The following is a 24,663-nucleotide window of genomic DNA, read 5'->3' as shown; positions in this document are numbered from 1 at the left end:
CCCCCACCCGCCTCCGAGGAGCCCCCTGTGCCCACCTACTCCTACCGCTGCACGCAGTGCGGCAACGCCTTCGACATCCAGCAGAAGTTCACCGACGACACGCTCACCGAGTGCCCGAGCTGCCAGGGGGCGCTGCGCAAGGTGTTCAGCGCGGTCGGCGTGACCTTCAACGGCTCGGGCTTCTACCGCACCGACTCCCGCTCCGGCGGGAAGTCGAGCGAGGGCGGCTCCTCCTCCTCGGGTTCCGGCTCGTCCGGCTCGGGCGCATCCGGCTCCGGCTCATCCGACTCGTCGTCGGGCTCCTCGGGATCAGGCGGCTCCTCCTCCGGATCCTCGGGTTCATCGGGCTCGAGCGGCTCCTCGTCCGACTCGGGGTCCTCGGGCTCCGGATCGTCCTCCTCCTCGTCGTCCTCGGGCTCCTCCGGGTCCTCCTCCTCGGGTTCCTCCTCCGGGAGCTGACCCGCCACCCACCGCCCACGGCAGAAACGGAACGATCATGATCAACGGCTTCAAGGAGTTCATCCTCCGCGGCAACGTCATCGACCTGGCTGTCGCCGTGGTCATCGGCGCCGCCTTCACGACCATCGTCAACGCGATCGTGACGGGGATCTTCAACCCGCTCATCGGCGTGATCTTCGACGCCTCCTCCCTCGAGACCCTGAACTGGGTCATCCGGCCGGGAGAGAACGGCGAGGACCCGACCGTCATCGCCTACGGCTCGGTCGTCTCGGCCCTGATCCAGTTCGTGATCGTCGCCTTCGTCCTCTACTTCGCGTTCGTCCTGCCGATCAACCACCTCAAGAACGCCGCCTTCGCCAAGAAGGCCGCCGACGCCCCCGCCGCGGAGGACAAGGCCCCCACCGAGCTCGAGCTCCTCGCCGACATCCGCGACCTGCTCGCCAACAACGGCACCGCCACCACCGCGAACTCCGGCAAGCACGTCGACTGAGTCGCTCTGTCGTCTTCCGCTGGAGGCGGGAGAGGACCTCGGTCGGCTTCCCGACGGGGGAACGCGTCGCAGAGCGTTGTGCGAACGGTGCGTCCGAAACCACGGCACGCGTTTCGGACGGCACCTGCACCTTCGGGAGGTCGCCGATCGGGACCTTGAGCGACTCTGGCGGGGACCGATCGGCCCTGTCTCCACGCGTCCATCCGCTCGTCGAGCGGGGGCGCGCCGGGGGGGGAGGTCCGAGGTCGCCGACGGGACATGTCTCGACTCGCGGATAACCGACCGGTCCGGCTGACGTCAGTAGTGCGGAGGGACGTCCTGGCGCAGGCGCGCGTCGTTCGGGCCGGTGTCGGGGCGCGCGGGCGGCGCGGAGGGGTCGGCGATCGGAGCGTCGTGCGGGGACGGATCGGTGCCCGGCTTCGCGGGGAGCGTCGCCCGCCGACCGCCGCGGGTGCGCCGCAACGGGCGGTCGGCACCCGCGGGGGCGTCGGGATCCGGCGCCACGATCAGTCGCGCGGCAGCGGCTCGACGGGCTGCGTCTCCCCCGACGCCGGAGCGGCGGCGGCAGCAGGAGCGGCGGGAGCAGCAGCGGTGGGAGCAGGAGCCTCGCCGGCGGCGGGAGCAGCGGTCTGCTCCTCCCCCGCGGTCGCACCGATCAGCCCGGCCACCCGCGCGGCCACGGCCTCGGGGTCGGCGAACAGCTCGAAGTTGTGCACCCGCAGGTAGTGCCAGCCCAGCCGGCGCAGCAGCTCCGGACGCAGGCGCAGCGACACGCGCAGGCTCTGCGTGCTCACGTCGCGGTCGGTCTCGACCACCACGGCACGGGTCCCGTGCGCGGCGACGAGGGCCAGCTTGCCCTTGTGCCCGATGTTGACCCGGAGTCCGCGGCGCTCGAGGCGCGCGGCGAGATCCACCAGCATCGGCTCCGAGTAGTCGTCGCGGTCGCTCGGCTGGACGCGGTCCTCCGCCTCCTGCAGCACCTGCGCGAGGGCGACCATGCCGTAGCGCATGCGCGACTCGTCGATGTCGCCCGGGCGGAAGCACGAGACGATGTCCATCGAGCGGCGGGCACGGGTCATCCCGACCGCCAGCAGGCGCTCTCCGCCCGGCTCCGCGAGAGCGCCGAAGTTCGACAGCAGGCGGCCGTGGGGCGTCCGGCCGTAGCCGATCGAGAAGATGACGCGGTCGCGGCTCTGCGCGACCGACTGCTCCAGCGTCACGACGGCGAAGGGCTCGGGACGGTCGCCGAGGATGAAGTCGCTCAGGTCGGTGCGCTTGGCGAAGGCCGTCAGCACCGCCTGCTGCACCCGCACGGCGTGGCGAGGACTCGCGGTGATGACCATCAGCGACTCGCGCGGACGGATCACCGCGTGCTCGAGCACCAGCTCGACCACCTTCGCGACCTCGGCGTCGACGGACTCGACGGCTCCGGAGTCGTTCTCGGGCATGCCGTGCCCGCTCGCGATGTAGTGGAAGCGGAGCGAGTCGTGTCCGAGGAACGAGCCGGCCCAGGGCAGCGAGTCGATGCGGCCGCCGTAGAAGCGGCGGTTGACCAGCTCGGCCAGGTCCTCGCCGCCCGCGCGGTAGCTGCGGGTGAGCGTGACGGTGTTGAGCAGCTCGCCGAGTCGGGCGAGCGCCGACTGGGCGTGCAGCGCCTCCACGTCGGTCCGCGAGGCGGTGGAGCCGAACTCCGGCGTCTCGTCGACGCGCAGGCCGAAGGGAGTGGGGGTCTGCGTGACCGGGTCGCCGAACGCGACGACCTGCTTGGCCCGGCGGATCGCTCCGACGTTCTCGGCCAGCGTGGTCGCCCCGGCGTCGACGAGGAACACCGCGTCGAAGGTCGTCTCGGTGCCGATGCGGTGCACTTCGTACGGCGAGGCGAGCCAGGCCGGAGCGAGCACGCGCGAGAGGTGCGGAGCGGCCTTCTGCAGCTCCTGAGGGGTCGTCGCCGCCTCGGTGCGCAGCAGCGCGCGCAGCGCGTCGCGCTCCTGCGGCCAGTCGACGAGCCCGATCTTCCAGGTCTCGGAGAGCTTCCAGGCCAGCAGCTCGGCGCTCGAGGCGGCGTGCGCCTCGTCGACGAGCTTGAAGTCGGCCTCGAGCCGGTCGAGCACGCTCGTGTTGCCGCCGAGCAGCGCACGCTCGTCGGTCAGCATGATCTCGAGCGCCGAGCGCCACCAGGCCAGGTCCAGCTCGCCCGCGACCAGCTCGGCCGGCACGTGGCGGCGCGAGAGGTCGGTGAGCAGCGGGTCCAGGCCCCAGTCGCGCAGGGTGGCGAGGAGGGTCGTCCGCTCCTGGAGGTTGGCCAGCACCTCGCTGTCCTCGGCGAGGCCGGACACCATCGAGGCCAGCTCGGCGAGAGGGAGCGAGGCGAGCTGCAGGTTCGTCCCGCGGCGGCCGAGCGGCTCGTCGAGACGGCTCAGCTGGTCGGTCACCTGCTGGTAGGCCACCTGCACGTCGGCGACGCCGACCGGGACCTCGGGGATCGTGCCGGCGACCGCGTAGCGCTGCCACAGCGTCCGCTGCTGCTGCACCCGGCGGAGCGCCGCGTTGAGGTCGGTGACGTGCGCGCCGGGACGCAGGTACTCGCGCGCGAGCTTCTTCAGGCGCCGGCGGTTGGTGGACGACATCTCGGCTGCCTCGCGGCGCGGCGAGGTGGCGACGATGAGGTCCTGGATAGAGCGGTCGAAGACGGCCGGCTGGAACTTGTCCAGCGTCTCGCGGACGTCCTGCAGCAGGCGCAGGTAGATGCCGAGCTCGGCGACCGACTCGAACGGGCGCATCCGCGTCTGGCCGATGACGTCCTGGGCGCGGTCGAGCAGGCGCGGCAGGTCGCGCAGGTGCAGTCGCTTGGCCAGCTCGTGGGCGATCTCGGCGTCGGCGGTGGAGTCGAACTGGGCCCCGTACCAGGGCGAGTCGCCCGGGCCGTAGCGGAACTCGCCCAGGCGCGCCGACTCGATCAGCATCCGGGTCGCCTCGGGGCGGCTGTGCGCGAGAGCGGTGACGGAGCGGCGGTCGAGGCGGGCGGCGGTCGACGGGGGCGTCCGCAGCTGCGAGAGGCGGGCGAGCTCCTCGAGGGCCTGCAGCGCCGAGACGCCGAAGCTCTCGTCGCGCCGGGAGAGCGCGCCGCGGTAGTCGAGCAGCACCTTCCGCAGCCGGAGTAGGGCGTCGTCGATCTCGCTGACGGAGGGGCGCGCGGCCTTCTCGTTGCGGCCGATCGACTGGATGAGGTCGCGGCGGAGCGTGCGGGGCCCGACCGCGATGCCGCCCAGGCCCGCCGAGAGCAGGCGCTGGTGGATGCTGTCGAGGCTCGACCGGCGGGCGCTGACGACCAGCACGCGCTTGTGCTGGGCGGCCAGGGCGCCGATCGCGTTGACGATGGTCTGGGTGCCGCCCGTGCCGGGGAGGGTCTTCACGACGAGCGAGTTGCCGGCCGCGATGTTCGCGATCACCTGCTCCTGCTCGGCGTCCGCGTCGAGGAGGAGGTTGTCGGTCGCCGGAGGACGCTCGTCCTGCGGGATGATCGACGCCACCTTCTGCGACTGCTGCAGCGCCCGCTTGGCGGCCGGGTTCCCGGCGACGGCGTCGAGGACGGGGTGCTCGAGCATCCGGGCGTCGCGGAGCATGTCGCCCGCCACGTCGGCGAAGCTCGAGACCACGAGGCGCGGGTGCACGGCGAACCACGGCAGGTGCGAGGTCAGGCCGCGCAGCTGGTCGATGACCGGCTGCGGCTTGAAGACGCCGTTCTGCACGGCCAGCTCGACGAACTGCTCGGGGTCGATCGTGATGCCGAACTGCTGCTTGAGGGCGCGCGCGAGCTGCGGATTGAAGTAGGGCTGGCCCTTGAGCTTGAGCTCGAAGTCGCGGCCGTAGCGGCGGATGGCGAGCGGGCGCAGGAGCACGGGTGCGGTGAACTCCGTGTCGCCGGCGCGCCACTGGGCGAGGCCGATGGCGAGGTGGACGCCCTCGATGCCGCGGACCGAGCGCAGCTCGATCCCCTTGTCGGTGATCGCACCCGCGGCGTTCTTCGCGGTGCGCAGGGCGAGCTCGTCGCGGATGAGCGAGGAGAGGAGCGTCGTCTTGCCCGAGATGAACGGGGGCAGCCCGCCGGGGTGCGTGGTCGAGAGCTCGATGCGCGTCCGGGGCGAGTCCACGAAGTGGAGCAGGGGCGACGGACCGCCGACCTTGGCGAGCTCGTCGCGCCACGACTGCCACACCGGATCGGCCACGTTGCCGCCCTGGTAGCCGGCCTCGCCGCTCGTCACCTGCACGGGAGAGGTCGCCGTCGGGGAGAGCCGATGCGCGGACGCCTCCCCCTGGTCACCGGATTCGGGTGAGGTCGCCACCGGTCCGGCTCCTGGGAAATCGTCGACTCGTTGCACACGGACACCCTAAACCGGGCACCTCCGAAAGGCCGTAGCGACGCGGGTCGGCGGCACGGCACCTCCGAACGGCTCACCTGCCTGGAGCATCGGAGGCACGCGGAGCGCCGGGTCGGATCGGCGAGCGCGCCCGCCCGATCGGGGCGGGCGGGGGTCAGGAGGGCCAGACGGCCAGGGGCGGCGCCGTCTCGACCCGGCGCTCGTCGCCGACCACGCGGATCCGGCTGCTCACGCGGTCGTGCCCGGCGGCCGCGGCGACCGCGGTCATGACGAGCCGGGCGTGGTCGCGCGTGAGATGCCCGAAGGCGCTCCGCAGATCGACGGGGCGGCCGGTGGCGAGCGACACGGCGATGCGCGCGACCGCCTCCTCCGAGAGGTCGAGGAGGCACGCCTGCTCGGCGAGGACGGCGAAGTCGATCCGCGGCGAGGCCTCCGTGGCGGCACCGGCCGCCCACGGGTGCTCGGGGCGGAGGCATCCGGCGCGGACGAGGAGCTGCTCCGCGGCCTCGAGGCCGGGCCCGGCGAGGACGGGGATCATGCCGCGGTCCGCTCGGCGCGGCGCCCGGAGGCGCGGACCCCGACGGACACGACGGCCGACAGCAGGCAGGCCACGCCGGCGATCAGCGGCGCGAGCCAGCCGAGGACGCTCACCTCGTCGACGTCCGTGCCGAAGTACTGCCAGTGCGCGATGGCGTAGACGAAGAGGGAGAAGAAGCAGAGCGCGACGCCCGTGAGCGCCGACACCAGGTCTGCCGGACGGACGAGGGGCTCGTGCTCCGCCGAGGCGGCCTGCTCGATCGCGGGCTCGGAGAGGGCGGCGGCCGAGACCTGCGGGAGGGTCGCGGTGGCGGGGTGCTGCGTCATGTCTCGAGGGAACCAGCCGCGCGGTGTCACGGTCGTCACTCGCTGGCATGACGTCCTGAGCCGAGCGGATGGTGGCGCGGTCGGCCGGTCAGGGAGCGACGGGGACGTCCGCTCGAGCCGGTCGGCGTCCGAGCGACGACTGGAACCGCAGCAGGTACCCGTCCGGATCGGCCACCACCAGCTGACGGACGCCCGCCTCCTCCGCTCCGACCCGGTACCAGCGGGTCTCGAGCGGCGAGAACAGCGGCGTCCCGGCCTCGGCGAGCGCCGCTGCCGTCCGGTCGGCGTCGTCGACGTGCAGCTGCAGGTTCATCCCCCGGCCGAGCGGGCGCTCCAGCGGTGCAGCGATCCAGTTGCGGCCCCGCCCCGCCTCTTCGAGCATCACGTGCGCGGAGCCTAGGACCAGGTACGCGAAGCCCTCCTCGGGCCGGGCGTAGTGGATCCGGAACCCGCAGGGACCGCACCAGAATCCCAGGCTCCGGTCGAGGTCGGCGACGAGCAGCTCGGGGACGAGATCGGGATCGGCCATCCGCGCGGTCTACGCCTCGGCGCTCTCGGGGCGCTTCGTGCGGCCCGGGAGCAGGAGCAGGCCCGAGACGCCCACGACGATCAGCAGGATGGCCGCGACCGTCACGAAGGAGGCCAGCGCCAGCACGGGCATGATGATCGTCAGGACGCCCGCGATGACCGAGGCGATCCCTGCCGCGATCGGCAGCCACGCGGGGCCGGCGACGGTGCGGCCGCTGGTGATGCTCGAGACGCCGTCGAGGATCCAGCCCGCGCCGATCACGAGGCCCAGGACGCTCAGCGACTCGAACGGGTTCGACAGGCACAGGATGCCCGCGACCAGGATCAGGGCGCCGAGCAGGCCCGCGAGCCAGCGCACCCGGGCATCGAGCCGCGAGGCGGTGAAGGCCAGCAGCAGGCGGAAGACGCCCGCGGCGATCAGGTGGATGCCGAAGACGATGGCGACGGTCAGCAGCGTCGGGCCGGGGATCAGGACGGCGATGACGCCGAGCACGATCGCGATCAGCGAGACGGCGATGATCCACCAGCGCTCGACGGAGGTGCGGGACATCGTGGGCGCGGCGGTCTCGGACATGGCGTTCCTTCGCGTCGGGAGTGCGGACCCCTCGAACGTTAGGGCACCGGGGCGGGGTGGCGCGGGGCCTTGCGCCCGCCCGCCCGAGGACGAAGGTCAGTGGCGCGATCCGGTGCGCGCCGCGGCACGGTGCCGCCGCACGCGGCGCACAACGAGCGCGAGCAGCAGCACGCCGAACGCGCTGTAGATGATCGCGTCGAGCACGCCGGCGTACTGGTCGACGAGCTCGTACTGCGTGCCGAGGGCCGCGCCGAGGCCGATCAGCAGGCCGTTCCAGACGCCGGAGCCGAGGATCGTCAGTCCCGAGAACAGCAGCAGGTTCATCCGCTCGGCCCCTGCGGGGAGCGAGATGAGGCTGCGCACGCCCGGGATGAGGCGACCGAAGAGGACCGCCCAGGTGCCGTGCCGGCGGAACCAGCCGACCGCCTTCTCGAAGTCCTCGCGGTCGACCAGAGGGAGCTTGGAGAGCAGGCGGATCGAGCGCTCCGTGCCGATGCGGTGGCCGAGCGCGTAGAGGATCAGGCCGCCGAGGTAGGCGCCGAGGGTCGCCGTGATCACGACCAGCACCAGGTTCATCCGGCCCTGCTGGGCGAGGAAGCCGGCCAGCGGCAGCACGAGCTCGCTCGGGATCGGCGGGAACACCGTCTCGATCAGCGTCAGCAGGCCGACGCCCGCCTCTCCGAGCGCGGCGATCACCCGCGCGGCGACGCCGACGAGCCCGGAGAGCTCGTCGATGCTGTCGGAGGAGGAGGCGGTCGCCACGGAGGCGGGGGCGAGGGCGAGGGTCGCGATCGTCATGACTGAGAAGCTACTCAGTCCGCCGCGCGCGCACCTGGGAATCCGGCGGCCCGCTCAGGGGCGGCCGGTGAGCACGACGGTGTCCGATCCCTGCAGCCGCACCTCGACCGAGGCGATCTCGGAGAGCGGGAGCCCGGTGGCGAGGCTGGGCTCCATCGTCGTCCCCGGCGCGCTCGTCCACGATCCGACGGCCTCGGTGCCGCCTGAGGTGTCCGTGACGTAGAGGACGTAGCCGGCCGAGCCCGCGTACTGCTCGGCCGTGTCGGCCCAGCTGCAGTCCATATCGATCCGCGTGCCCCACTGCTGCGGCACGAACCGCACGGAGGCCTCGACGGGGACGCCCGGAGCCGCGGCGAGCGAGACGGTCGAGCCGACGGTCTCGACGGGGGCGAGGGACGGGCCGATCGCGAGCGGCAGGGCGACGGCGGCGGCGGCCGAGACGCCCGCGGCGGCGAGCACCAGGCCCGCGATGCGCAGCCGCGTCCGGCGGCGGACGGAGTCGGTGGCCGCGGCGAGGCGGGTCAGCAGTGCCGCCGGAGCCGGATCGCCGGCAGCCTCCGGCTCCTCGACCAGGCGCATCGCCTCGTCCTGGGGCAGGTGGGCCAGCAGGCCCGGCAGCGGGACGAACTCGGCGAGGGACTCGCGGCAGCCGGGGCAGGCGCGCAGGTGCAGCTCGTACTCGCGGCGGTCGGCGGCGGTCAGGGATCCGAGGAGGTACGCGGCGTCCCAGTCGCGGAAGGGGTCGTCGTGCCGGTCGTCGGAGGAGGGGTCGCGGTTCACAGCTCCGTCACCCCCCGCTCCTGCAGTGCGAGCTTGAGGGCCCGCATCCCGTAGTGCATCCGAGACTTGACGGTGCCCGGGGCGATCCCCAGCAGCGCGGCGATCTCGGTGACCGTGCGGCCGCCGTAGTAGGCGTGCACGATGACGGCGCGGTGGTCGTGGCTCAGTCCGCTGAGCGCGTCCGAGAGCAGCCAGGCGTCGAGCACCTGGTCGGTGCGGTCGGTGGTCGGGCGCTCGGGGACCTCGTCCGTGCCCAGCTCCCGGGCGTAGCGGGCGCTGCGGCGGTCGTCGATGACGAGGTTCCGGGCCACGGTGTAGAGCCAGGAGCGGGCGGCGGCCTCGCCCTGGGCGAGGATCTCGGGGTGCTTCCAGGCGCGCAGCAGCGCCTCCTGCACGACGTCCTCCGCCATCTGGCGGTCGCCGGTCAGGCGCAGCACGAACCGCCAGAGCGCGCTGGCGTGCTCGTCGTGCAGCGCACGCAGCATCTGGGCCTGATCCTCGGACATCTCCACCTCTTCCTGCACCAACGTAACGGGGGCCCGAACGGTTCAGCCGGTTCGCGCGAGCGGCCGCACTCTGGTACTCCGGAGTCGATGACCTTCCCCGATGCCGACGACGCCGCCCGCGTGCGCTCCTTCCTCCGCGACAACCGCTCGCGGATGCTCGACGACGTCCGGCACCTCGTGATGATCGAGAGCCCCAGCGACTCCCTCGAGGCGCTCGGCGAGCTGCACGCCTTCCTCGTGCACTGGGTGGGAGAGCGGCTCGGGCACGACGCCGACGTGCAGCACCGGCGTGCGCAGGACGCTCCGACCGCGACCAGCTGGACCGTCCCGGCGAGCGGCGGCGCGAGACCGCACCGGGGCACGCGTCCGTTCGTGGCGCTGCTCGGCCACTACGACACGGTGTGGCCCCTGGGCACGACCCGCTCCTGGCCCTTCGCCGTCGACGGCGACCGCCTGAGCGGACCGGGCAGCTACGACATGAAGGCCGGGCTGGTGCAGATGGTGTGGCTGGTGGCCGCGCTCCGCCACGCCGGCGTCCCGCATCCGGCCGTCCGCCTGGTGATGAGCGGGGACGAGGAGATCGGCAGCGCCGCCTCCCGCCCGTTCCTGGAGCGGCAGTGCGCGGGCGCCGACGCGGTCCTGGTGTTCGAGGGCGCGATCGGCGACGCGGTCAAGACGGCGCGCAAGGGCATCGGGCGCTTCGTGATCGACGTGGTCGGAGTCGAGGCGCACGCCGGGGTCGAGCCGGAGAAGGGGGCGAGCGCGATCCACGAGCTCGGCTCGCTGATCCCGCGGGTGCTGGCGATCGCGCGGGAGGAGGAGGGCACCTCGGTCAACATCGGAGTGGTCTCCGGCGGCTCGCGGGTCAACGTGACGACGGCCCGCGTGCGCCTGGAGCTGGAGGCGCGGATCCGCGGATCCGCCGAGGCCGCCCGCGTCGAGGCCGAGCTCGACGCGCTCGCCGCCGCCGACCCGCGCATCCGGCTGGAGGTGCGCGGCTCCTGGGAGCGGCCCGTCTTCGAGCGGACCGCCTCCGTCGCCGCGCTCTACCGCAGGGCCGAGCGGGTCGCGAAGCGGATCGACGTCCCCCTCCGCGAGATCGCGGTCGGCGGGGCGAGCGACGGCAACCTCGTCGCCGCGCTGGGCCTGCCGGTCCTCGACGGGCTCGGCGCCCCGGGCGAGGGTGCGCACGCGCGCAGCGAGGCGATCGGCATCGAGGGCATGCTGGAGCGGACGGCGCTGGCCGCGCTGCTGGTCGCCAGCTTCGGCGACGAGCACTGACCGGCTGCAGAGGAAGGACGAGCGGATGACCCTGTACGAATCGCGCCCCGTGGGCGTCGTGATCGAGGCTCCGGCCGCGGAGGTGTACGCCTTCGTCTCCGACCCGGCGAACCTCCCGCGGTGGGCCGCGGGCCTCGCCTCCTCCGCGCTCGAGCAGTTCGACGGACGCTGGTTCGCCGACTCGCCGATGGGCCGGGTCGAGGTGCGCTTCGCCCCGCAGAACCCGTTCGGCGTCGCGGACCACGAGGTCACGCTCCCCGACGGGACGGTGGTGGACAATCCGCTCCGGGTGCTCGTGAACGGGGACGGCGCCGAGGTGGCCTTCACCGTGCGGCGGCGCCCCGGGATGAGCCTCGACGACTGGGACGAGGACTGCGCGCGGGTCGCGGACGACCTCGAATCGCTCCGGCTGCTGTTCGAGCGCGGGGCGCTGTAGGTTCGTCACAGCTCCGGCGCAGGGCCGGCACCCGTGAGAACGAGGACGCGATGACCTCCCCCGATCGTCCGAGCACCCGCCCCGCAAGCGGCATCGAGCTCAACGGCCTCGACACGATCCAGGAGTCGGAGCGGCACGGCCGCCCTCGCGACCTCTTCTGGCCGTGGTTCGCCGCGAACGTGTCCGTGCTCGGGCTGAGCTACGGCTCCTTCCTCCTCGGCTTCGGCCTCTCCTTCGGACAGGCGACGCTCGTCAGCGTGATCGGGATCGTCGTCTCGTTCCTCTTCTGCGGTCTGGTCGCCGTCGCCGGCAAGCGCGGCTCCGCCCCCACGATGGTGCTCAGCCGGGCGGCCTTCGGGGTCGACGGCAACCGCCTGATCTCGGTGATCTCCTGGCTGCTCACGGTGGGCTGGGAGACGGTGCTGGCCTCCCTCGCGGTGCTCGCGACGGCGACGGTGTTCGAGGAGTTCGGCTGGGACGGGGGCGTGCTCACCAAGGTGGTCGCGCTGATCGTGGTCGCCGCGCTCATCGTGATCGCCGGGATCGCGGGCTTCCGCCTGATCATGCGGCTCCAGCTCGCGATCACCGTCGCGACCGCCGTGCTGACCGTGGTCTACGTCGTGCTCGTCCTCGACCGGATCGACCTCGCCGCCGTCGGCGCCCTGCCCGCGGGCTCGGCCGCCGCGGTCATCGGCGGGCTCGTGTTCATGATGACCGGCTTCGGGCTGGGCTGGGTGAACGCCGCGGCCGACTACTCCCGCTACCTCCCCCGCGGTGCCCGCACGAGCGGAGTGATCGCGTGGACGACGATCGGCGGAGCGGTCGCGCCTGTCGTGCTGGTGGTGGTCGGCCTGCTGCTGGCCGGCTCCTCGCAGGAGCTCTCGGACGCGATCGCCGCGGACCCGATCGGAGCCCTCGCCGGGATCCTGCCGACCTGGTTCCTGCTCCCCTTCATCGTCGTCGCGCTGCTCGGCCTGATCGGCGGGGCCGTGATGGACATCTACTCCTCGGGCCTGGCACTGCTCAGCACGGGGCTCAAGGTCTCGCGGCCGGTGGCCGCAGGGATCGACGGCGTGCTGATGGTCCTCGGAGCGGTCTACGTCGTGTTCGTCGCGGGCGACTTCCTCGGCCCGTTCCAGGGCTTCCTGATCACCCTCGGCGTGCCGATCGCGGCCTGGCTCGGCGTGTTCCTCGCCGATCTCCTCCTCCGTCGGCGCGACTACGACCAGGAGGCCCTGTACGACTCCCGGGGCCGCTACGGCAGCGTGTCGGCGGTCCCCGTGGCCCTCGTGCTGATCGGCGCGGTCGTCGGCTGGGGCCTGGTGGTCAACTACTCCCCCGGGTTCGAGTGGGAGGGCTACCTCCTCGGCCCGCTCGGCGGCCGCGACGGCGACTGGGCCGGCGCCAACCTCGGCGTCCTCGTGGCGCTCGTGATCGGCTTCGCGGGAACGCTCGCCCTCTCGCGCGGGGCCGTCCACCGCCAGGAGGCCTCGGCGTGAGCCTGCTCGTCGCGATCGACCTGCAGCACGTCTTCGCCGACGCCGAGTCGCCGTGGGGATCCGGCGGGTTCGAGCGCGCGGCCGACGGGACCCGCCGGCTCCTCCCGGCGTTCGGCGAGCGGATCGTGACCACCCGCTTCGTCGCCCCGGAGCGGCCCGCCGGCGCGTGGATCCCCTACTACCGCGAGTGGCCGTTCGCGCTCGTCCCCGAGAGCGACCGGCTCTACGAGCTCGTGGCCGGGTTCGAGGGCCACCGCACGATCACCGCGACGACCTTCGGCAAGTGGGGGCCCGAGCTCGAGGCCGAGCTCGACGACTCCCGCGAGCTCGTGCTCACCGGCGTCTCGACCGACTGCTGCGTGCTCTCGACGGCGCTGGCGGCCGCGGACGCCGGAGTGCGGGTCAGGGTCGCCGCGGACGCCTGCGCGGGCGCCTCCGAGGCCGACCACCAGCGCGCGCTCGACGCCATGTCCCTGTACGCGCCGCTGATCGAGATCACGACCGTGGACGCGGTGCTGGCGGACCTGCGCGACCGGGTCTGAGACCGCGGGCGGGACGCGAGCCGCTCGCGCCGGTCGGCCCCGCGCGTCGCGGGGCGACCCCGTCACCCGGCATGATGTCGGCATGTCCTCCACCGACGAGCGCGTCAGCCCGGCTTCCCGCACCCTGGTCATCGGCGAGGCGCTGATCGACATCGTCGAGCGCGACGGCAGCGCCACGGAGCACGTCGGCGGCTCCCCGGCCAACGTCGCCCTCACGCTCGCCCGACTCGGGCGGCCCGCGACCCTCGTCACCGACATCGCCGACGACGAGCGCGGCCGCCGCATCAGCGCCCACCTCGAGGCCTCCGGCGTGGAGGTCCGGCACGGCGACTCGGAGCGCACCAGCACCGCTCGGGCGGTCCTCGCCGCGGACGGGTCGGCCCGCTACGTCTTCGACCTCTCCTGGAACCCGCCGGCGGCGGACCCGGAGGGCGCCTCCCACGTCCACACCGGCTCCATCGCGATCTTCCTCGAGCCGGGCGGATCCGCCGTGCTCGGGCTCCTCGAGGCTCTGCCCGCCGGAGTGACGGCGAGCGTCGACGCGAACATCCGTCCGGCTCTGGTCGGCGCGCACGCCGAGGCGCTCGCGCGCTTCGAGCGGATCGCCGCCGCGTGCGAGGTCGTGAAGCTCAGCGACGAGGACGCGGAGTGGCTCTACCCGACGATGCAGCTCGACGAGGTCCTCAGCCGGCTGCTCTCCCTCGGGTCGCAGCTCGCGGTCGTCACCCGCGGCGCGGAGGGACTGCTGCTGGCCTCGGCCGTCACGCGGGTGACCGTGCCCGCCGCCCGGATCGTGGTGGCGGACACGATCGGCGCCGGCGACTCCGCGATGGGCGCGATCCTCGACGAGGCGTTCCGCCAGGGCCTCGGCGCCGCGAACGGGATGCTCCTCGACGGCCCCGCCCTGCACGCGATCGGCCGTCACGCCGCGCACGTCGCCGGCATCACGACCTCCCGCTCCGGCGCGAACCCGCCCACCCGCGACGAGCTCTGAGGGCCGGGGGCGGACCTTCTGCAGGACGCCCCTGGTGCTCGCGTCGGGACGCGGAGATACTGGGCGCACCTCGACGGAAAGGCGTGCCGTGCCCACTTCACTGAGCCCCTACATCGGCTTCGACGGCTCCGCGCAGGAGGCGATGGAGTTCTACCGGGACGTCCTCGGCGGCGAGCTCAGCTCCAGCCGCTTCGGCGACTTCGGGATGAGCGCGGATCCGGCCGACCAGGACCGGATCATGCACGCCCAGCTCGTCACGCCGAGCGGGATGATCCTGATGGGCTCCGACTCCCCCTCCTCGAGCCCGGCCGAGAGCGGCGCCCGCATCACGATCGCGCTCTTCGGCGACGACGACGCCGAGCTGAGCGGCTACTGGGACGGCCTGGCCGAGGGCGGCACGGTCGTCGAGCCGCTGGTCGCCTCACCCTGGGGCGACCGCTTCGGGATGCTGGTCGACCGCTACGGCGTCGGCTGGATGGTGAACATCGCCGCTCCGCCGGCCTGAGGCTCCTCCCCAGCACGGGATCGGGGCACGCCTCCCCCGGGTGCGTCCACCCGTCCCGCTGGACGCCGCGGCGGGCGCAGAATGGAGGGGCCGCTCCCGCTCCGGGGGCCGTCCCACCTCTCACGAAGGCTGCAGATGACGATCACGCTCGGGTACAAGGCATCGGCGGAGCAGTTCGGCGCCCGGGAGCTCGTCGAGCTCGCGGTCGGCGCAGAGCGGCACGGCTTCGAGACCGCGGTCGTCTCGGACCACTTCCAGCCATGGCGGCACACGGGCGGGCACGCGCCGTTCTCCCTCGCCTGGCTCGCCGCGGCCGGTGAGCGCACCTCCACCATCACCCTCGGCACCTCCGTGATGACCCCGCACTACCGCTACAATCCCGCCGTCATCGCCCAGGCGTTCGGCACGCTCGGCGTGCTCTACCCCGAGCGGATCATGCTCGGCGTCGGCACCGGCGAGGCGCTGAACGAGGTCGCCACCGGCTACCAGGGCGCGGGCGAGCAGACCTGGCCCGACTTCAAGGAGCGCTTCGCCCGCCTGCGCGAGGCCGTGCGGCTCATGCGCGCGCTCTGGGCGGGCGACCGCGTCACCTTCGACGGCGAGTACTACTCCACGCACGAGGCGTCGATCTACGACAAGCCCGAGAGCGGCGTGCCGGTCTACATCGCGGCGGGCGGCCCCGTCGTCGCGAAGTACGCCGGCCGCGCGGGCGACGGCTTCATCTGCACGTCGGGCAAGGGCATGGAGCTCTACACCGAGAAGCTGCTCCCCGCCGTCGAGGAGGGCGCCGCGGCGGCCGATCGCGACTCCTCGACCATCGACCGCATGATCGAGATCAAGCTCTCCTACGATCCCGATCCGGCGCTCGCGCTCGAGAACACGCGCTTCTGGGCGCCGCTCTCGCTGTCGCCGGAGCAGAAGCACTCGCTGACCGATCCGGTCGACATGGAGCGCGCCGCCGACGAGCTGCCGATCGAGCAGGTCGCGAAGCGCTGGATCGTCGGCTCCGACCCCGAGGAGACGGTCGCGCAGATCAAGCCCTACGTCGACGCGGGCTTCACCCACCTGGTCTTCCACGCCCCGGGCGACGACCAGCAGCGCTTCTTCGACGCCTTCGAGCGCGACCTCGCGCCGCGGCTGCGCGCGCTCTGACCTCCGCCTCCGCCACGACCCCCTTCGGAAGGGCCGCTCCCGCATGACCACGGCCACCCTGCTCGCCCGGCTCGACCGCGGCGAGGCGCTGACGCGCGAGACCGCCGAGGAGCTCCTCGGCGCGCGCGGCGACGACCTCGACCTGCTGCTGGAGGCCGCCGGCCGCCTGCGCGACGACGGACTCGCCCGCCGCGGACGGCCCGGAGTCGTCACCTACTCGCGGAAGGTCTTCGTCCCGCTGACCAAGCTCTGCCGCGATCGGTGCCACTACTGCGTCTTCGTGGAGACACCGGGCGGGCTCGCGGCCAAGCGCGAGTCGACCTTCATGGAGCCGGAGGAGATCCTCGAGGTCGCCCGCGCCGGTGCCGCGCTGGGCTGCAAGGAGGCCCTGTTCACGCTCGGCGACCGCCCGGAGGACCGGTGGCCGGTCGCCCGCGCCTGGCTCGCCGAGCACGGCTACGCCTCGACGCTCGAGTACGTGCGCGCGATGGCCGTCCTGGTCATGAGCGAGACGGGCATGGTCACGCACCTGAACCCCGGCGTGATGTCGTGGGCCGAGCTGCAGCGGCTCCGCCCGGTCGCGCCCTCGATGGGCATGATGCTCGAGACGACCGCCGAGCGCCTCTGGTCCGAGAAGGGCGGCGTGCACTACGGCTCCCCGGACAAGGACCCGGCGCTGCGCCTGCGCGTGCTCGAGGACGCGGGACGCAGCCGCATCCCCTTCACCACCGGCGTGCTGCTGGGCATCGGCGAGAACGCGGCGGAGCGGGCGGACGCCCTCTTCGCGATCCGCGAGTCCCACGAGCGGTGGGGCCATGTGCAGGAGTGCATCGTCCAGAACTTCCGCGCGAAGCCGCGGACGGCCATGCAGAACGAGGTCGACCTCGAGCTGCAGGAGTACGTGGCCAACGTCGCGGTCGCGCGCCTCGTGCTGGGCGCTGAGGCGACGATCCAGGCGCCGCCGAACCTCACCGACGAGCAGGAGCTCGGGCTGCTGCTGCGCGCCGGGGTCGACGACTGGGGCGGTGTCAGCCCGCTCACGGCGGATCACGTGAATCCGGAGCGCCCCTGGCCGAACATCGACGACCTCGCGCGGCTCACCGCGGCGGCCGGCTACCGGCTGCACGAGCGGCTGACCGCCCACCCGCAGTACCTCCGCGACTCGGCCACCTGGATCGATCCGCGCGTCGCTCCCTACGTCGAGGCACTCGCCGACCGCGGGACCTGGCTCGCCGACGAGGCGGCGGCGGTCCTCCCCCGGCCCTACCGCGACTCGCTCGACCCCCTGCCCCGACCGGTCGCGCCCGCCCTCGGCGCCGTGCTCGCCCGGGCGGAGACGGACCCCGCCGGTCTCGAGGACGCCGACTACCTCGCCCTGCTCGCAGCCGTCGGCGACGACCTCGACGCCCTCTCCGCTCTGGCGGACGACCTGCGGCACGACGCCGCCGGCGACGAGGTCTCGGTCGTCGTCAACCGCAACATCGACACCTCGCTCTGGGGAGTCGGCGGGCTGACCGTCGAGCGGCTGGAGGAGCTCGCCGACGAGGCGGTCGCGCTCGGCGCCACCGAGCTCTGCCTCCAGGGCGCGATCGGACCGGAGCACCCGGGCGACGATCTGCTGCTGATCGTCCGCACGCTGAAGCAGCGGCAGCCCTCGCTGCACCTGCACGCCTACCGGCCCGGCGAGATCCTCGAGGTCGCCCGGCGCACGGGCCGAACCCTGCCCGAGATGCTCGACGCTCTGCGCGAGGCCGGCGTGGACTCCGTCCCGGGGACCGCCGCCCGCATCCTCGACGACGACGTCCGCGCCGTCCTGAGCGAGGGGACGGACCCGACCGTGGCCGAGTGGCGGGAGGCGATCACGGCCGCGCACCGCAGCGGCCTCCGCTCCACCTCGACCATGGTCTACGGACACGTCGAGACCCCCGAGCAGCAGCTCGCGCACCTGCGCACGCTCGCGGCGATCCAGGACGAGACGGGCGGCTTCACCGAGTTCATCGCGATGCCCTTCGTCCCGGCGGAGGCGCCTCCGGCCGTGGTGCGCGCGAGCCGGGGCGGGCCGACCCTCCGCGAGACCCGCGCCGTGCACGCCGTCGCACGGCTCGTCCTCCACGGCCGGATCGCCCACGTGCAGACCGCCTGGACCAAGCTCGGACTGCACGCGGCGCAGGTCCTCCTCCGCGGCGGGGCGGACGACCTCGGCGGTCTGCTGCTCGACGGCGCCCTGCGGCCCGAGGCCGGAGCGGAGGCCTACCGCTCGCTCGACATCGCGACCGTCGCCCGGCTGAGCGGCGAGATCGGCCGCGGCTGGCGCCAGCGCACCACGACGTACGGCGTGGTCGCGCCGGAGAGGGCGCTGCGGGCGGAGCCCGTCGCAGCGGCGGGTCCGCAGCGGATGCGCCTCCCGGTCCGCGGGACCCGCCGGGCGTCATGACCCGCTCCGAGTACCTGCGGCGCCAGGCCGAGCTGGTCCGGGAGGAGCGGATCGAGTCGGACAGCGCCACCGTGCGGCTGCTGACCGCGGGCGCCGAGAGCCCGCGCGCGGTCCTGCTGCTGACCGGCGTCGGCCGGGGCGCGCGGAGCGACACCGGGCTGCTGCTGCCGATGCTGGCGCGGCGCCACCGCGTCGCCGCGCTCGGACTCGCCGATCTCGGCGACCCCTGGCTCGACGGACCCGCCGCGGTCCGCGCCTCCCTGGACGCGCTCGGCGCCGAGGAGGCCGTCCTGATCGGCCACTCGCTCGGAGCCGCCGTGGCCCTCGCCGCGGGCGATCGGCGGGTGCGCGCCCTCGCCCTCGTGGCCGGATGGCTGCGCCCGACGGAGCGCCTCCTCCGCACGGCGCGCCTCTGGCCGATGCTGCCGCCCGACGCGCAGGAGGAGGCCGCTCGGCTCCTCGCCGTCCGCTCGGCCACCGCCTCCTCCCCGTGGGGCGCCGACGTCGCGCGGATGCTCGCCGCCTCCGCCCGGGCCGACGTCGCTGCGGCCGCCTCGGACTGCCGGGTTCCCGCCCTCGTGGTCGGCTGCTCCGCCGACGCCGTCGCAGGAGTCGAGGGCGCCGAGGCCCTGCTCGGCGCGATCGACGGCGCCCGCTACGCCGTCCTCGACGCCGGTCACGCGGTGCTCGCCGAGCGGCCCGCCGAGCTCCTCGCCGTCCTCGAGCACTTCCTCGCCGATCCGCACCGCGACCCGGCGGGCAGCGTCCTGGCGAGGACGACGGTCTGATGGACGTCGACGTCGTCGTGATCGGCGCCGGGTTCGCCGGGCTCGGAGCCGCGGTCCGCCTGGAGCGCCGCGGCGGGACCTCGTTCGTCGTGCTGGAGCGCGCCGAGCGGATCGGCGGGACCTGGCGGGACAACGTCTACCCCGGGGTCTCCTGCGACATCCCCTCGCACCTCTACTCCTACTCCTTCGCCCCCGAGGCCGACTGGTCGGCGTTCTACGCCCCCGGGGCCGAGATCCAGGCCTACCTCGAGCGCGTCGTCGAGAAGGAGGGCCTGGCGCCCCGTCTCCGGCTGGGGACCGAGGTGCTCGAGGCGGTCTTCGACGAGGAGGCGCACCGCTGGCGGGTGCGCACCTCCCGGGGCGACTACTCCGCCGCGGTCCTCCTCGTCTGCGCGGGGCGCCTCTCCGAGCCCCGCCTCCCGGCCGTCCCGGGCCTGGATTCGTTCGCGGGTCCCGCCTTCCACTCCGCACGCTGGCGGGACGACGTCGATCTCGACGGGAAGCGCATCGGCATCGTCGGCTCGGGCGCCTCCGCCGTGCAGATCGTGCCGCACCTCGCCGAGCGCGCCGCCGAGGTGGTGCTCTTCCAGCGCTCGGCCCCGTACGTCGTCCCCCGCCGGAACCGCCCGTACCCGCCGGAGGAGCGCCGAACCCTCTCCCGCGCGCCCGGGGCCCTGGCGAGGCTCCGCGAGGAGCTGTTCTGGCGCGCCGAGCTCGGCTTCGCCGGCCGCGTCGCCGTGCCCGAGGCCATCGACCGGCTGCGGGCGGAGGCGCTCGGCCACCTCGAGGCGCAGATCATCGATCCCGCGCTCCGCGCCGTGCTGACTCCGGACTACGAGATCGGCTGCAAGCGCGTGCTCCTCTCGGACGACTACTACCCCGCTCTCGCGCAGCCGCACGTCCGCGTCGTCCCCGGTCCGCTCCGGCGCATCGAGGAGGGCGCCGCGCTCGGCGACGACGGCGTCCCGCACAGGGTCGACGTGCTCGTCTTCGCGACCGGCTTCCACTCCACGCGGCCGCCCTTCGCCCGGCGCATCCGCGGCCGCGGCGGCGTCCTCCTCGCCGACCGCTGGGCCGACGGCATGGTCGCCTACGAGTCGACCGCGGTCCACGGGTTCCCGAGCCTCTTCGTCGTCAACGGCCCCAACGCGAGCCTCGGCCACAACTCCGCGGTGCACATGATCGAGACGCAGATCGCCTACGTGCTCGCCGCGCTCGACCACCTCGCGGTCTCCGGCGCCGACCGGCTCGAGGTCACCGCCGAGGCCGAGGCCGCCTCCGTCGCCCGCCTCGACGCCCTCAGCGCCGACACCGTCTGGACCAACGGCGGCTGCGAGAGCTGGTACCTGGACGACAACCGGCGACTCACGCTGCTCTGGCCCGACTTCGCCTTCGCCTTCCGCGAGGAGCTCGGCCGGTTCGACCCCTCGGCCTACACGACCTGACCGCGGCTCGCTATCGTGACCGCATGACCGACCGTGTGCTCGCTCCCGAACCGCCCGCCGACGGCGCGAAGCCGAAGGGACCGGCCTCGTACTTCCCGAGCATCGAGAAGACCTACGGCCGTCCCGTCCAGGACTGGCTCGATCTCGCCGACGAGCGGCTGCGCTCCGAGCCGCACATGCAGGTCGTCACCTGGCTGAAGACCGAGCACGGCCTGGGCCACGGCCACGCCAACGCGATCGTCGCCTACGTCCGGGCCGCCCGCGCCTGACCGGTCCGCCCGTCGTCCGCACAGGCTAGGCCCGCCGGCCTCCCCGGACCACCCGTCGTCGGCGCCCGCGCCGTCCGGGGATAATCGGGGCATGCGCGAAGACGACGATGTCGATCTGGTGATCGACGCGTGGGCCGGGGCCCTGCCCGACCTCGATCTCGCGCCTCTGGACGTCGTCTCCCGCCTCCGCCGCCTCAGCCCGCGCGTGCAGGAGGTGCGGCGGCAGTCCTTCGCCGTCAGCGATCTCGCCCCGTGGGAGTTCGAGCTCCTCTCGCTGCTGCGGCAGCGCGGGGAGGGCGGGATGACGCCCTCGGCCCTGGCCACGCACCTCGCGCTGTCCAGCGGCAACCTCGCCAGCCGCGTCGACCGCCTCGGGGCCCGCGGGCTCGTGGTCCGCGAGCAGAACGCCGCCGACTCGCGCAGCAAGATCGTCTCGCTCACCCCGCGGGGCACGAAGCGGGTCGACGAGGCGATGCGGAATCTCGTCGCCGCCGAGGGCGAGGTGCTCGCCGACCTGGACGCCGCGCAGGTGTCGGTCCTCATCGAGTGCCTGCGGCGGATCAGCGACACCCTCGACCGACTGCAGTGACGCGCTACGCCCGACGAGCCTGAGAGGTCAAGCCCGTTCGGAGAGACGGGCACCGGACGTAGCGTGAAGCGTGCACGGTCGAGGCGTCAGCCACCCGTGCGGATGATCGCGAAAGCGGAGAGCACCATGACACAGATTTCTTCTATCCAACCCGCGCGATGGAGCCGGAACGGAGTCAGGATCGTCGTCGTTCCCGGGGCGGAGCTGCCCCGGTTCCGACTCGAGATCGACGCCCGACTGACCACCGCGCCCTCCCTCGTCCCCACCGGACCCTTCTCGACCGTCGAGGAGGCCGAGCGGGCCGCCGAGGTCGCCGCCGGCCTGCTGGGGGCGAAGATCCCGGCCTGAGCGCACACCCGTCGAGACGGCCGGATCAGCCCGCGAGCTCCGCGAGCGATCCGGTCGGGACCGCGATCCACCCCTCGGCCTCCGCCGCCTCCTGCAGTTCGGGAGGCACCGGCATGGTCGCGCCCAGGGCGTGGGCGCGGGCGTTGAGAGCGGCGACGACGGCGTCGAACGCGTCGTCGGAGCGGCTCATCAGCGCGAGCGCGGGCGCCGGCACATCGAGCCAGGGCGCGGCCCGTCGCAGCGACTCCACGGCGAGCGCCACGGCCTCCGGTCGCGTCTTGTACCCCGTGGTGTCCACTCCCCAGAGCCGCAGCGCCGCCGCCGGGTACGCCTCGACGAGCCGTCCGCGCCCGGAGCGGTCGACGTCCTCCCCGCTCGCGGCGAAGGCGTCGAGCAGCTCCGCGCAGCGCATCGCGGTCATCCCGAGCCGGTCGGTCGAGACGCTGAGCGGCCACCGACCCGTGACCTCGCGCGCCACCCGGTCCGTCTCGCGGTACGCGAGGCGGCGGCGCCAGTCGCGTCCCGCGAGCGTCCGCGGCGAGACCTCCCGCCGCGTGTGCGCGGAGACGAACGCCGCGAACTCCACCGGCCAGCCGAACGCGCAGTCGATCCCGATGACCGCCGCGTCCCGTGACGCCTCGACGATCATCGCGTCCTCGGCGCCGAGGGCGAGCGAGCGGACGACGGCCCGACCGCCGGAGAACTCGAGGGCGGCGAGAGCGGTGCGCACCGGCTCCGCAGCGAGGTCGACACCGATCGTGAGCACGGGGACAGGGTAGGCGCTCCGGCGCTACGCTCGAGCGATGACGCCGCCCGCTCCCTCCTCCCGGGCGGAGTCGGCCCGCGTGCCGGTCGCGCTCCTCCGCCTCCTCGTGGCCGCCGCCGTCCTGGCAGCCGTGATCGCGACGGCCGTCGACGCCGCCTCTCGGGCGCCGCTCAACCCGTTGAACTTCTTCGGCTTCTTCACCATCCAGAGCAACATCGTGCTGGCCGTCGTGCTCGGAGCCACCGCCGTGCTCGCGCTCCGCCGCCGTCCCGCGCCCGGCGGGCTCGTACTGGTGCGGGGTGCCTTCACCGGCTACATCATCGTCGTCGGCCTCGTCTACAACACCCTCCTCACCGATGTGGCGGGCGGAGTGGCGCTGCCGTGGGCCAACACCGTCATGCACGTGCTGTTCCCCGTCTACGGACTGCTCGACTGGCTGCTGCTCGCGGATCGCCCTCCGCTGCCGTGGCGGAGGCTCTGGCTGGTCGTGGTCTACCCGATCGTCTGGCTCGTCGTGGTGCTGATCCGCGGAGCGACGGACGGCTGGGTGCCCTATCCGTTCCTGGATCCCGCGACCGGGTACGGGCAGGTGTCGGTGTTCGTCGTCGGGATCGCGGTCGCGTTCCTCGCGTCGGGTGCGCTGGTCTGGGCGATGAGCCGGCTGCGGATCGTGCCGGTGGCGGGAGGCTGAGAGGACGCTCGCCTTCCAGTCGGTTCCGCCCGCCGGACGACCGGATCCGCTGCCGTCGCGCACATCCGGCCCGTTCTGGGGTCACCCGTTCGGGGTCATCCGGGGCGCCGCTCCCCTAGCGTCAGCACCGACGGCTCCCCCACCGTCCTCCCCCTCGAGAACGGTCCCCCATGAGCCTCTCCTCCTCCCGCCCGCCGACCCCGAGCCGCCGCGTCCGCGCCCTCGCAGTCGGAGCCGCGCTCGCCCTAGCCGCCGCGCTGCTCCCGGCGCAGGCCGCCGCCGCCGCCACTCCCGCCACCCTCTCGGTGCTGAGCCTCGGCGACTCCATCACCCAGGCCTACGGGACCTGCGGCTCCTTCGTGGACTGCCCCCGCAACAACTGGTCCACCGGCACCAGCTCCTCGGTGAACTCCTTCGCCTCCCGCCTGCGGACCGCGCTCCCCGGCACCACCGTCACGACCGCGAACTTCGCCACCACCGGCGACGTCGTCGCGCAGGTCCCCTCGCGGATCGACGCCGCGATCGCCGCCGGCGTGCGGCCGGACGTCGTCACCCTGCTCATCGGCGGCAACGACCTCTGCTCTCCCGACAACCGCGTCGCCTCCGACGGCTACACGATGACCCCGGCGAGCACGTTCCGCACCGGAGCCTCCGCCGCGATCACGAAGATCCGCACCACGTGGCCCTCCGCCCGCATCGTCCTCTCGTCGATGCCGAACGTGGCCTCCGAGTGGTCGGTCGTCAAGACCGGAGTCGGCGCGCTCGTCTGGGCGGGCGGCGACCTCTGCCGGACCACGCGCGGCGTCAGCTCCACCGGCCGCAGGCTCAGCAGCACCGCCGCTGCCGCCTCCGCCGCTGCCGCGAAGACGCGGACGACGCAGTACAACACCGCGCTGCAGACGGCGTGCAGCGCTGCCGGTCAGCTCTGCGACTGGGACGGCGGAGCGCTCACCGCGACCCCGGTCACCAAGGGCCTGATCGGGACCACCGACTACTTCCACCCGAGCGTCGCGGGTCAGGCGAAGATCGCCTCGATCCAGTGGGCGGCGTCGAACTTCTCGAAGTAGCGGCCTCCGGAGCGGCCGCTCACGCGTCGAGCGGTCGCTCACCCTCGCGGCGGCGACGCTGCTCCTCGGCGAGCCGCGCGTAGTGCGCCTCCTCGCGCTCGAGGTCGGCGAGCTGCTCCTCGGTGCTCTTCGGAGCCGGCCGCACCACCATCGGCGGCGGCGCCTGCTTCCGGCGGCGGGGCACTCGGCCGCCCGGCACGAAGGATCCGCGGTCGCCGCGCTTCCAGTCGTGCCCGAGCAGGAACCACAGCGAGACGCCGATGAGCGGGAGGAAGAAGATCAGCAGGATCCACACGATCTTGGGCAGGTTCTTGATGACGTTGTCCGGCTGCCGTACGACGTCGACCAGCGCGAGCACGGTCAGGACGATGATCACCAGCGAGAAGACGAACCCCATGCAGTCGAGGGTACGACGCCGAGGGCTCCCCGTCGCCGCTGTGTCGGCCGACGTCCGTGGCGCCTGCGGTCGAGGAGCGGCT

General features: G+C 73.5%; 28 protein-coding genes. 17 read left to right on the top strand and 11 right to left on the bottom strand.

What is annotated here, in order from left to right; translation table 11 throughout:
- Positions 1-27: 27 nt before the first annotated feature.
- Both C5D50_RS08955 and mscL read left to right on the top strand, forming a co-directional pair.
- Positions 28-459, top strand: coding sequence for an FmdB family zinc ribbon protein (locus tag C5D50_RS08955; protein WP_104283315.1), 432 nt, complete (start codon positions 28-30; stop codon positions 457-459).
- 37 nt (positions 460-496) lie between these two features.
- The gene (gene mscL / locus C5D50_RS08950; RefSeq protein WP_181067745.1) at positions 497-949 is read left to right on the top strand and encodes a large conductance mechanosensitive channel protein MscL; all 453 of its coding nucleotides are present in this window, start codon (positions 497-499) and stop codon (positions 947-949) included.
- 297 nt (positions 950-1,246) lie between these two features.
- On the opposite strand, the gene C5D50_RS08945 is transcribed toward mscL, so the two are convergent.
- From C5D50_RS08945 to C5D50_RS08905, 9 genes are all read right to left on the bottom strand, one after another.
- The gene (locus C5D50_RS08945) at positions 1,247-1,453 is read right to left on the bottom strand and encodes a hypothetical protein (RefSeq protein WP_104223221.1); all 207 of its coding nucleotides are present in this window, start codon (positions 1,451-1,453) and stop codon (positions 1,247-1,249) included.
- A 2-nt stretch (positions 1,454-1,455) separates the two neighbouring features.
- Positions 1,456-5,292, bottom strand: coding sequence for a DEAD/DEAH box helicase (locus C5D50_RS08940; RefSeq protein WP_374954349.1), 3,837 nt, complete (start codon positions 5,290-5,292; stop codon positions 1,456-1,458).
- A gap of 190 nt (positions 5,293-5,482) precedes the next feature.
- On the bottom strand, positions 5,483-5,866 hold the full coding sequence (locus C5D50_RS08935; protein ID WP_104283314.1) for a hypothetical protein: 384 nt from the start codon (positions 5,864-5,866) through the stop codon (positions 5,483-5,485).
- Positions 5,863-6,192 (bottom strand): hypothetical protein, encoded by a 330-nt coding sequence (locus C5D50_RS08930; protein ID WP_104283313.1) that lies wholly within the window; start codon positions 6,190-6,192, stop codon positions 5,863-5,865. The genes C5D50_RS08935 and C5D50_RS08930 overlap by 4 nt, the downstream gene beginning before the upstream one ends.
- An 88-nt stretch (positions 6,193-6,280) precedes the next feature.
- Positions 6,281-6,721 (bottom strand): VOC family protein, encoded by a 441-nt coding sequence (locus C5D50_RS08925; RefSeq protein WP_104225074.1) that lies wholly within the window; start codon positions 6,719-6,721, stop codon positions 6,281-6,283.
- 9 nt (positions 6,722-6,730) lie between these two features.
- Entirely contained in the window at positions 6,731-7,294 is a 564-nt protein-coding gene (locus C5D50_RS08920) for an HdeD family acid-resistance protein (protein ID WP_104225073.1), read from the bottom strand.
- 96 nt (positions 7,295-7,390) lie between these two features.
- On the bottom strand, positions 7,391-8,092 hold the full coding sequence (locus C5D50_RS08915) for a DedA family protein (protein ID WP_104225072.1): 702 nt from the start codon (positions 8,090-8,092) through the stop codon (positions 7,391-7,393).
- Positions 8,093-8,146: 54 nt separating this feature from the next.
- A complete protein-coding gene (locus tag C5D50_RS08910; RefSeq protein WP_104232863.1) occupies positions 8,147-8,872 on the bottom strand; it encodes an anti-sigma factor in 726 nt (241 codons plus the stop codon).
- Positions 8,869-9,378 carry a sigma-70 family RNA polymerase sigma factor gene (locus tag C5D50_RS08905; protein WP_104283312.1) on the bottom strand — a complete coding sequence of 170 codons (510 nt, stop codon included), beginning with the start codon at positions 9,376-9,378 and terminating at the stop codon, positions 8,869-8,871. The genes C5D50_RS08910 and C5D50_RS08905 overlap by 4 nt, the downstream gene beginning before the upstream one ends.
- An 87-nt stretch (positions 9,379-9,465) precedes the next feature.
- On the opposite strand from C5D50_RS08905, the gene C5D50_RS08900 reads away from it, so the two are divergent.
- From C5D50_RS08900 to C5D50_RS08840, 13 genes are all read left to right on the top strand, one after another.
- Positions 9,466-10,659, top strand: a complete 1,194-nt coding sequence (locus C5D50_RS08900; protein ID WP_104225069.1) for a M20/M25/M40 family metallo-hydrolase — start codon at positions 9,466-9,468, stop codon at positions 10,657-10,659.
- A 25-nt stretch (positions 10,660-10,684) separates the two neighbouring features.
- Positions 10,685-11,095, top strand: a complete 411-nt coding sequence (locus tag C5D50_RS08895) for an SRPBCC family protein (protein ID WP_104283311.1) — start codon at positions 10,685-10,687, stop codon at positions 11,093-11,095.
- A gap of 50 nt (positions 11,096-11,145) precedes the next feature.
- Complete coding sequence (locus C5D50_RS08890; protein ID WP_104283310.1) at positions 11,146-12,594, top strand: cytosine permease; 1,449 nt, start codon at positions 11,146-11,148, stop codon at positions 12,592-12,594.
- Positions 12,591-13,136 (top strand): cysteine hydrolase family protein, encoded by a 546-nt coding sequence (locus C5D50_RS08885; protein ID WP_104288989.1) that lies wholly within the window; start codon positions 12,591-12,593, stop codon positions 13,134-13,136. Before C5D50_RS08890 ends, C5D50_RS08885 begins: the two co-directional genes overlap by 4 nt.
- A gap of 82 nt (positions 13,137-13,218) precedes the next feature.
- On the top strand, positions 13,219-14,130 hold the full coding sequence (locus C5D50_RS08880; RefSeq protein ID WP_104225065.1) for a carbohydrate kinase: 912 nt from the start codon (positions 13,219-13,221) through the stop codon (positions 14,128-14,130).
- Positions 14,131-14,218: 88 nt separating this feature from the next.
- Positions 14,219-14,635 carry a VOC family protein gene (locus tag C5D50_RS08875; RefSeq protein ID WP_104246718.1) on the top strand — a complete coding sequence of 139 codons (417 nt, stop codon included), beginning with the start codon at positions 14,219-14,221 and terminating at the stop codon, positions 14,633-14,635.
- A 135-nt stretch (positions 14,636-14,770) separates the two neighbouring features.
- The gene (gene fgd / locus C5D50_RS08870) at positions 14,771-15,787 is read left to right on the top strand and encodes a glucose-6-phosphate dehydrogenase (coenzyme-F420) (protein ID WP_181067747.1); all 1,017 of its coding nucleotides are present in this window, start codon (positions 14,771-14,773) and stop codon (positions 15,785-15,787) included.
- A 43-nt stretch (positions 15,788-15,830) separates the two neighbouring features.
- Positions 15,831-18,221, top strand: a complete 2,391-nt coding sequence (gene cofG, locus C5D50_RS08865) for a 7,8-didemethyl-8-hydroxy-5-deazariboflavin synthase CofG (protein WP_104283308.1) — start codon at positions 15,831-15,833, stop codon at positions 18,219-18,221.
- Positions 18,218-19,009: an alpha/beta fold hydrolase gene (locus C5D50_RS08860; protein WP_104283307.1), complete on the top strand. Its 792-nt coding sequence runs from the start codon at positions 18,218-18,220 to the stop codon at positions 19,007-19,009. Before cofG ends, C5D50_RS08860 begins: the two co-directional genes overlap by 4 nt.
- On the top strand, positions 19,009-20,454 hold the full coding sequence (locus C5D50_RS08855) for an NAD(P)/FAD-dependent oxidoreductase (RefSeq protein WP_104283306.1): 1,446 nt from the start codon (positions 19,009-19,011) through the stop codon (positions 20,452-20,454). The genes C5D50_RS08860 and C5D50_RS08855 overlap by 1 nt, the downstream gene beginning before the upstream one ends.
- A 23-nt stretch (positions 20,455-20,477) precedes the next feature.
- A complete protein-coding gene (locus C5D50_RS08850; protein ID WP_104225060.1) occupies positions 20,478-20,723 on the top strand; it encodes a DUF4287 domain-containing protein in 246 nt (81 codons plus the stop codon).
- A 91-nt stretch (positions 20,724-20,814) separates the two neighbouring features.
- The gene (locus C5D50_RS08845; protein ID WP_104283305.1) at positions 20,815-21,312 is read left to right on the top strand and encodes a MarR family winged helix-turn-helix transcriptional regulator; all 498 of its coding nucleotides are present in this window, start codon (positions 20,815-20,817) and stop codon (positions 21,310-21,312) included.
- A 126-nt stretch (positions 21,313-21,438) separates the two neighbouring features.
- Positions 21,439-21,660 carry a hypothetical protein gene (locus tag C5D50_RS08840; protein ID WP_146076606.1) on the top strand — a complete coding sequence of 74 codons (222 nt, stop codon included), beginning with the start codon at positions 21,439-21,441 and terminating at the stop codon, positions 21,658-21,660.
- A gap of 25 nt (positions 21,661-21,685) precedes the next feature.
- Here the strand turns inward: C5D50_RS08840 and C5D50_RS08835 are convergent, their stop codons facing one another.
- The gene (locus C5D50_RS08835) at positions 21,686-22,426 is read right to left on the bottom strand and encodes a DUF429 domain-containing protein (protein WP_104283304.1); all 741 of its coding nucleotides are present in this window, start codon (positions 22,424-22,426) and stop codon (positions 21,686-21,688) included.
- A 37-nt stretch (positions 22,427-22,463) separates the two neighbouring features.
- Between C5D50_RS08835 and C5D50_RS08830 the strand changes: the two genes are divergently transcribed.
- The gene (locus tag C5D50_RS08830) at positions 22,464-23,117 is read left to right on the top strand and encodes a Pr6Pr family membrane protein (RefSeq protein ID WP_104283303.1); all 654 of its coding nucleotides are present in this window, start codon (positions 22,464-22,466) and stop codon (positions 23,115-23,117) included.
- 170 nt (positions 23,118-23,287) lie between these two features.
- Positions 23,288-24,184: a GDSL-type esterase/lipase family protein gene (locus C5D50_RS08825; protein ID WP_104288988.1), complete on the top strand. Its 897-nt coding sequence runs from the start codon at positions 23,288-23,290 to the stop codon at positions 24,182-24,184.
- A gap of 19 nt (positions 24,185-24,203) precedes the next feature.
- Here the strand turns inward: C5D50_RS08825 and C5D50_RS08820 are convergent, their stop codons facing one another.
- Positions 24,204-24,581, bottom strand: coding sequence for a PLD nuclease N-terminal domain-containing protein (locus C5D50_RS08820; protein ID WP_104283301.1), 378 nt, complete (start codon positions 24,579-24,581; stop codon positions 24,204-24,206).
- Positions 24,582-24,663: the final 82 nt, after the last annotated feature.

Source organism: Rathayibacter sp. RFBD1, assembly GCF_002932915.1.
Lineage (GTDB): Bacteria > Actinomycetota > Actinomycetes > Actinomycetales > Microbacteriaceae > Rathayibacter.
This window is presented reverse-complemented; position numbering and strand designations above follow the sequence as displayed.

Coding starts and splice junctions, on each gene's coding strand:
- mscL (WP_181067745.1), top strand. CDS start 497: ATGATCAACGGCTTCAAGGAGTTCATCCTCCGCGGCAACGTCATCGAC.
- C5D50_RS08935 (WP_104283314.1), bottom strand. CDS start 5,866: ATGATCCCCGTCCTCGCCGGGCCCGGCCTCGAGGCCGCGGAGCAGCTC.
- C5D50_RS08930 (WP_104283313.1), bottom strand. CDS start 6,192: ATGACGCAGCACCCCGCCACCGCGACCCTCCCGCAGGTCTCGGCCGCC.
- C5D50_RS08925 (WP_104225074.1), bottom strand. CDS start 6,721: ATGGCCGATCCCGATCTCGTCCCCGAGCTGCTCGTCGCCGACCTCGAC.
- C5D50_RS08920 (WP_104225073.1), bottom strand. CDS start 7,294: ATGTCCGAGACCGCCGCGCCCACGATGTCCCGCACCTCCGTCGAGCGC.
- C5D50_RS08915 (WP_104225072.1), bottom strand. CDS start 8,092: ATGACGATCGCGACCCTCGCCCTCGCCCCCGCCTCCGTGGCGACCGCC.
- C5D50_RS08905 (WP_104283312.1), bottom strand. CDS start 9,378: ATGTCCGAGGATCAGGCCCAGATGCTGCGTGCGCTGCACGACGAGCAC.
- C5D50_RS08900 (WP_104225069.1), top strand. CDS start 9,466: ATGACCTTCCCCGATGCCGACGACGCCGCCCGCGTGCGCTCCTTCCTC.
- C5D50_RS08895 (WP_104283311.1), top strand. CDS start 10,685: ATGACCCTGTACGAATCGCGCCCCGTGGGCGTCGTGATCGAGGCTCCG.
- C5D50_RS08890 (WP_104283310.1), top strand. CDS start 11,146: ATGACCTCCCCCGATCGTCCGAGCACCCGCCCCGCAAGCGGCATCGAG.
- C5D50_RS08880 (WP_104225065.1), top strand. CDS start 13,219: ATGTCCTCCACCGACGAGCGCGTCAGCCCGGCTTCCCGCACCCTGGTC.
- fgd (WP_181067747.1), top strand. CDS start 14,771: ATGACGATCACGCTCGGGTACAAGGCATCGGCGGAGCAGTTCGGCGCC.
- cofG (WP_104283308.1), top strand. CDS start 15,831: ATGACCACGGCCACCCTGCTCGCCCGGCTCGACCGCGGCGAGGCGCTG.
- C5D50_RS08860 (WP_104283307.1), top strand. CDS start 18,218: ATGACCCGCTCCGAGTACCTGCGGCGCCAGGCCGAGCTGGTCCGGGAG.
- C5D50_RS08855 (WP_104283306.1), top strand. CDS start 19,009: ATGGACGTCGACGTCGTCGTGATCGGCGCCGGGTTCGCCGGGCTCGGA.
- C5D50_RS08850 (WP_104225060.1), top strand. CDS start 20,478: ATGACCGACCGTGTGCTCGCTCCCGAACCGCCCGCCGACGGCGCGAAG.
- C5D50_RS08845 (WP_104283305.1), top strand. CDS start 20,815: ATGCGCGAAGACGACGATGTCGATCTGGTGATCGACGCGTGGGCCGGG.
- C5D50_RS08840 (WP_146076606.1), top strand. CDS start 21,439: ATGACACAGATTTCTTCTATCCAACCCGCGCGATGGAGCCGGAACGGA.
- C5D50_RS08830 (WP_104283303.1), top strand. CDS start 22,464: ATGACGCCGCCCGCTCCCTCCTCCCGGGCGGAGTCGGCCCGCGTGCCG.
- C5D50_RS08825 (WP_104288988.1), top strand. CDS start 23,288: ATGAGCCTCTCCTCCTCCCGCCCGCCGACCCCGAGCCGCCGCGTCCGC.
- C5D50_RS08820 (WP_104283301.1), bottom strand. CDS start 24,581: ATGGGGTTCGTCTTCTCGCTGGTGATCATCGTCCTGACCGTGCTCGCG.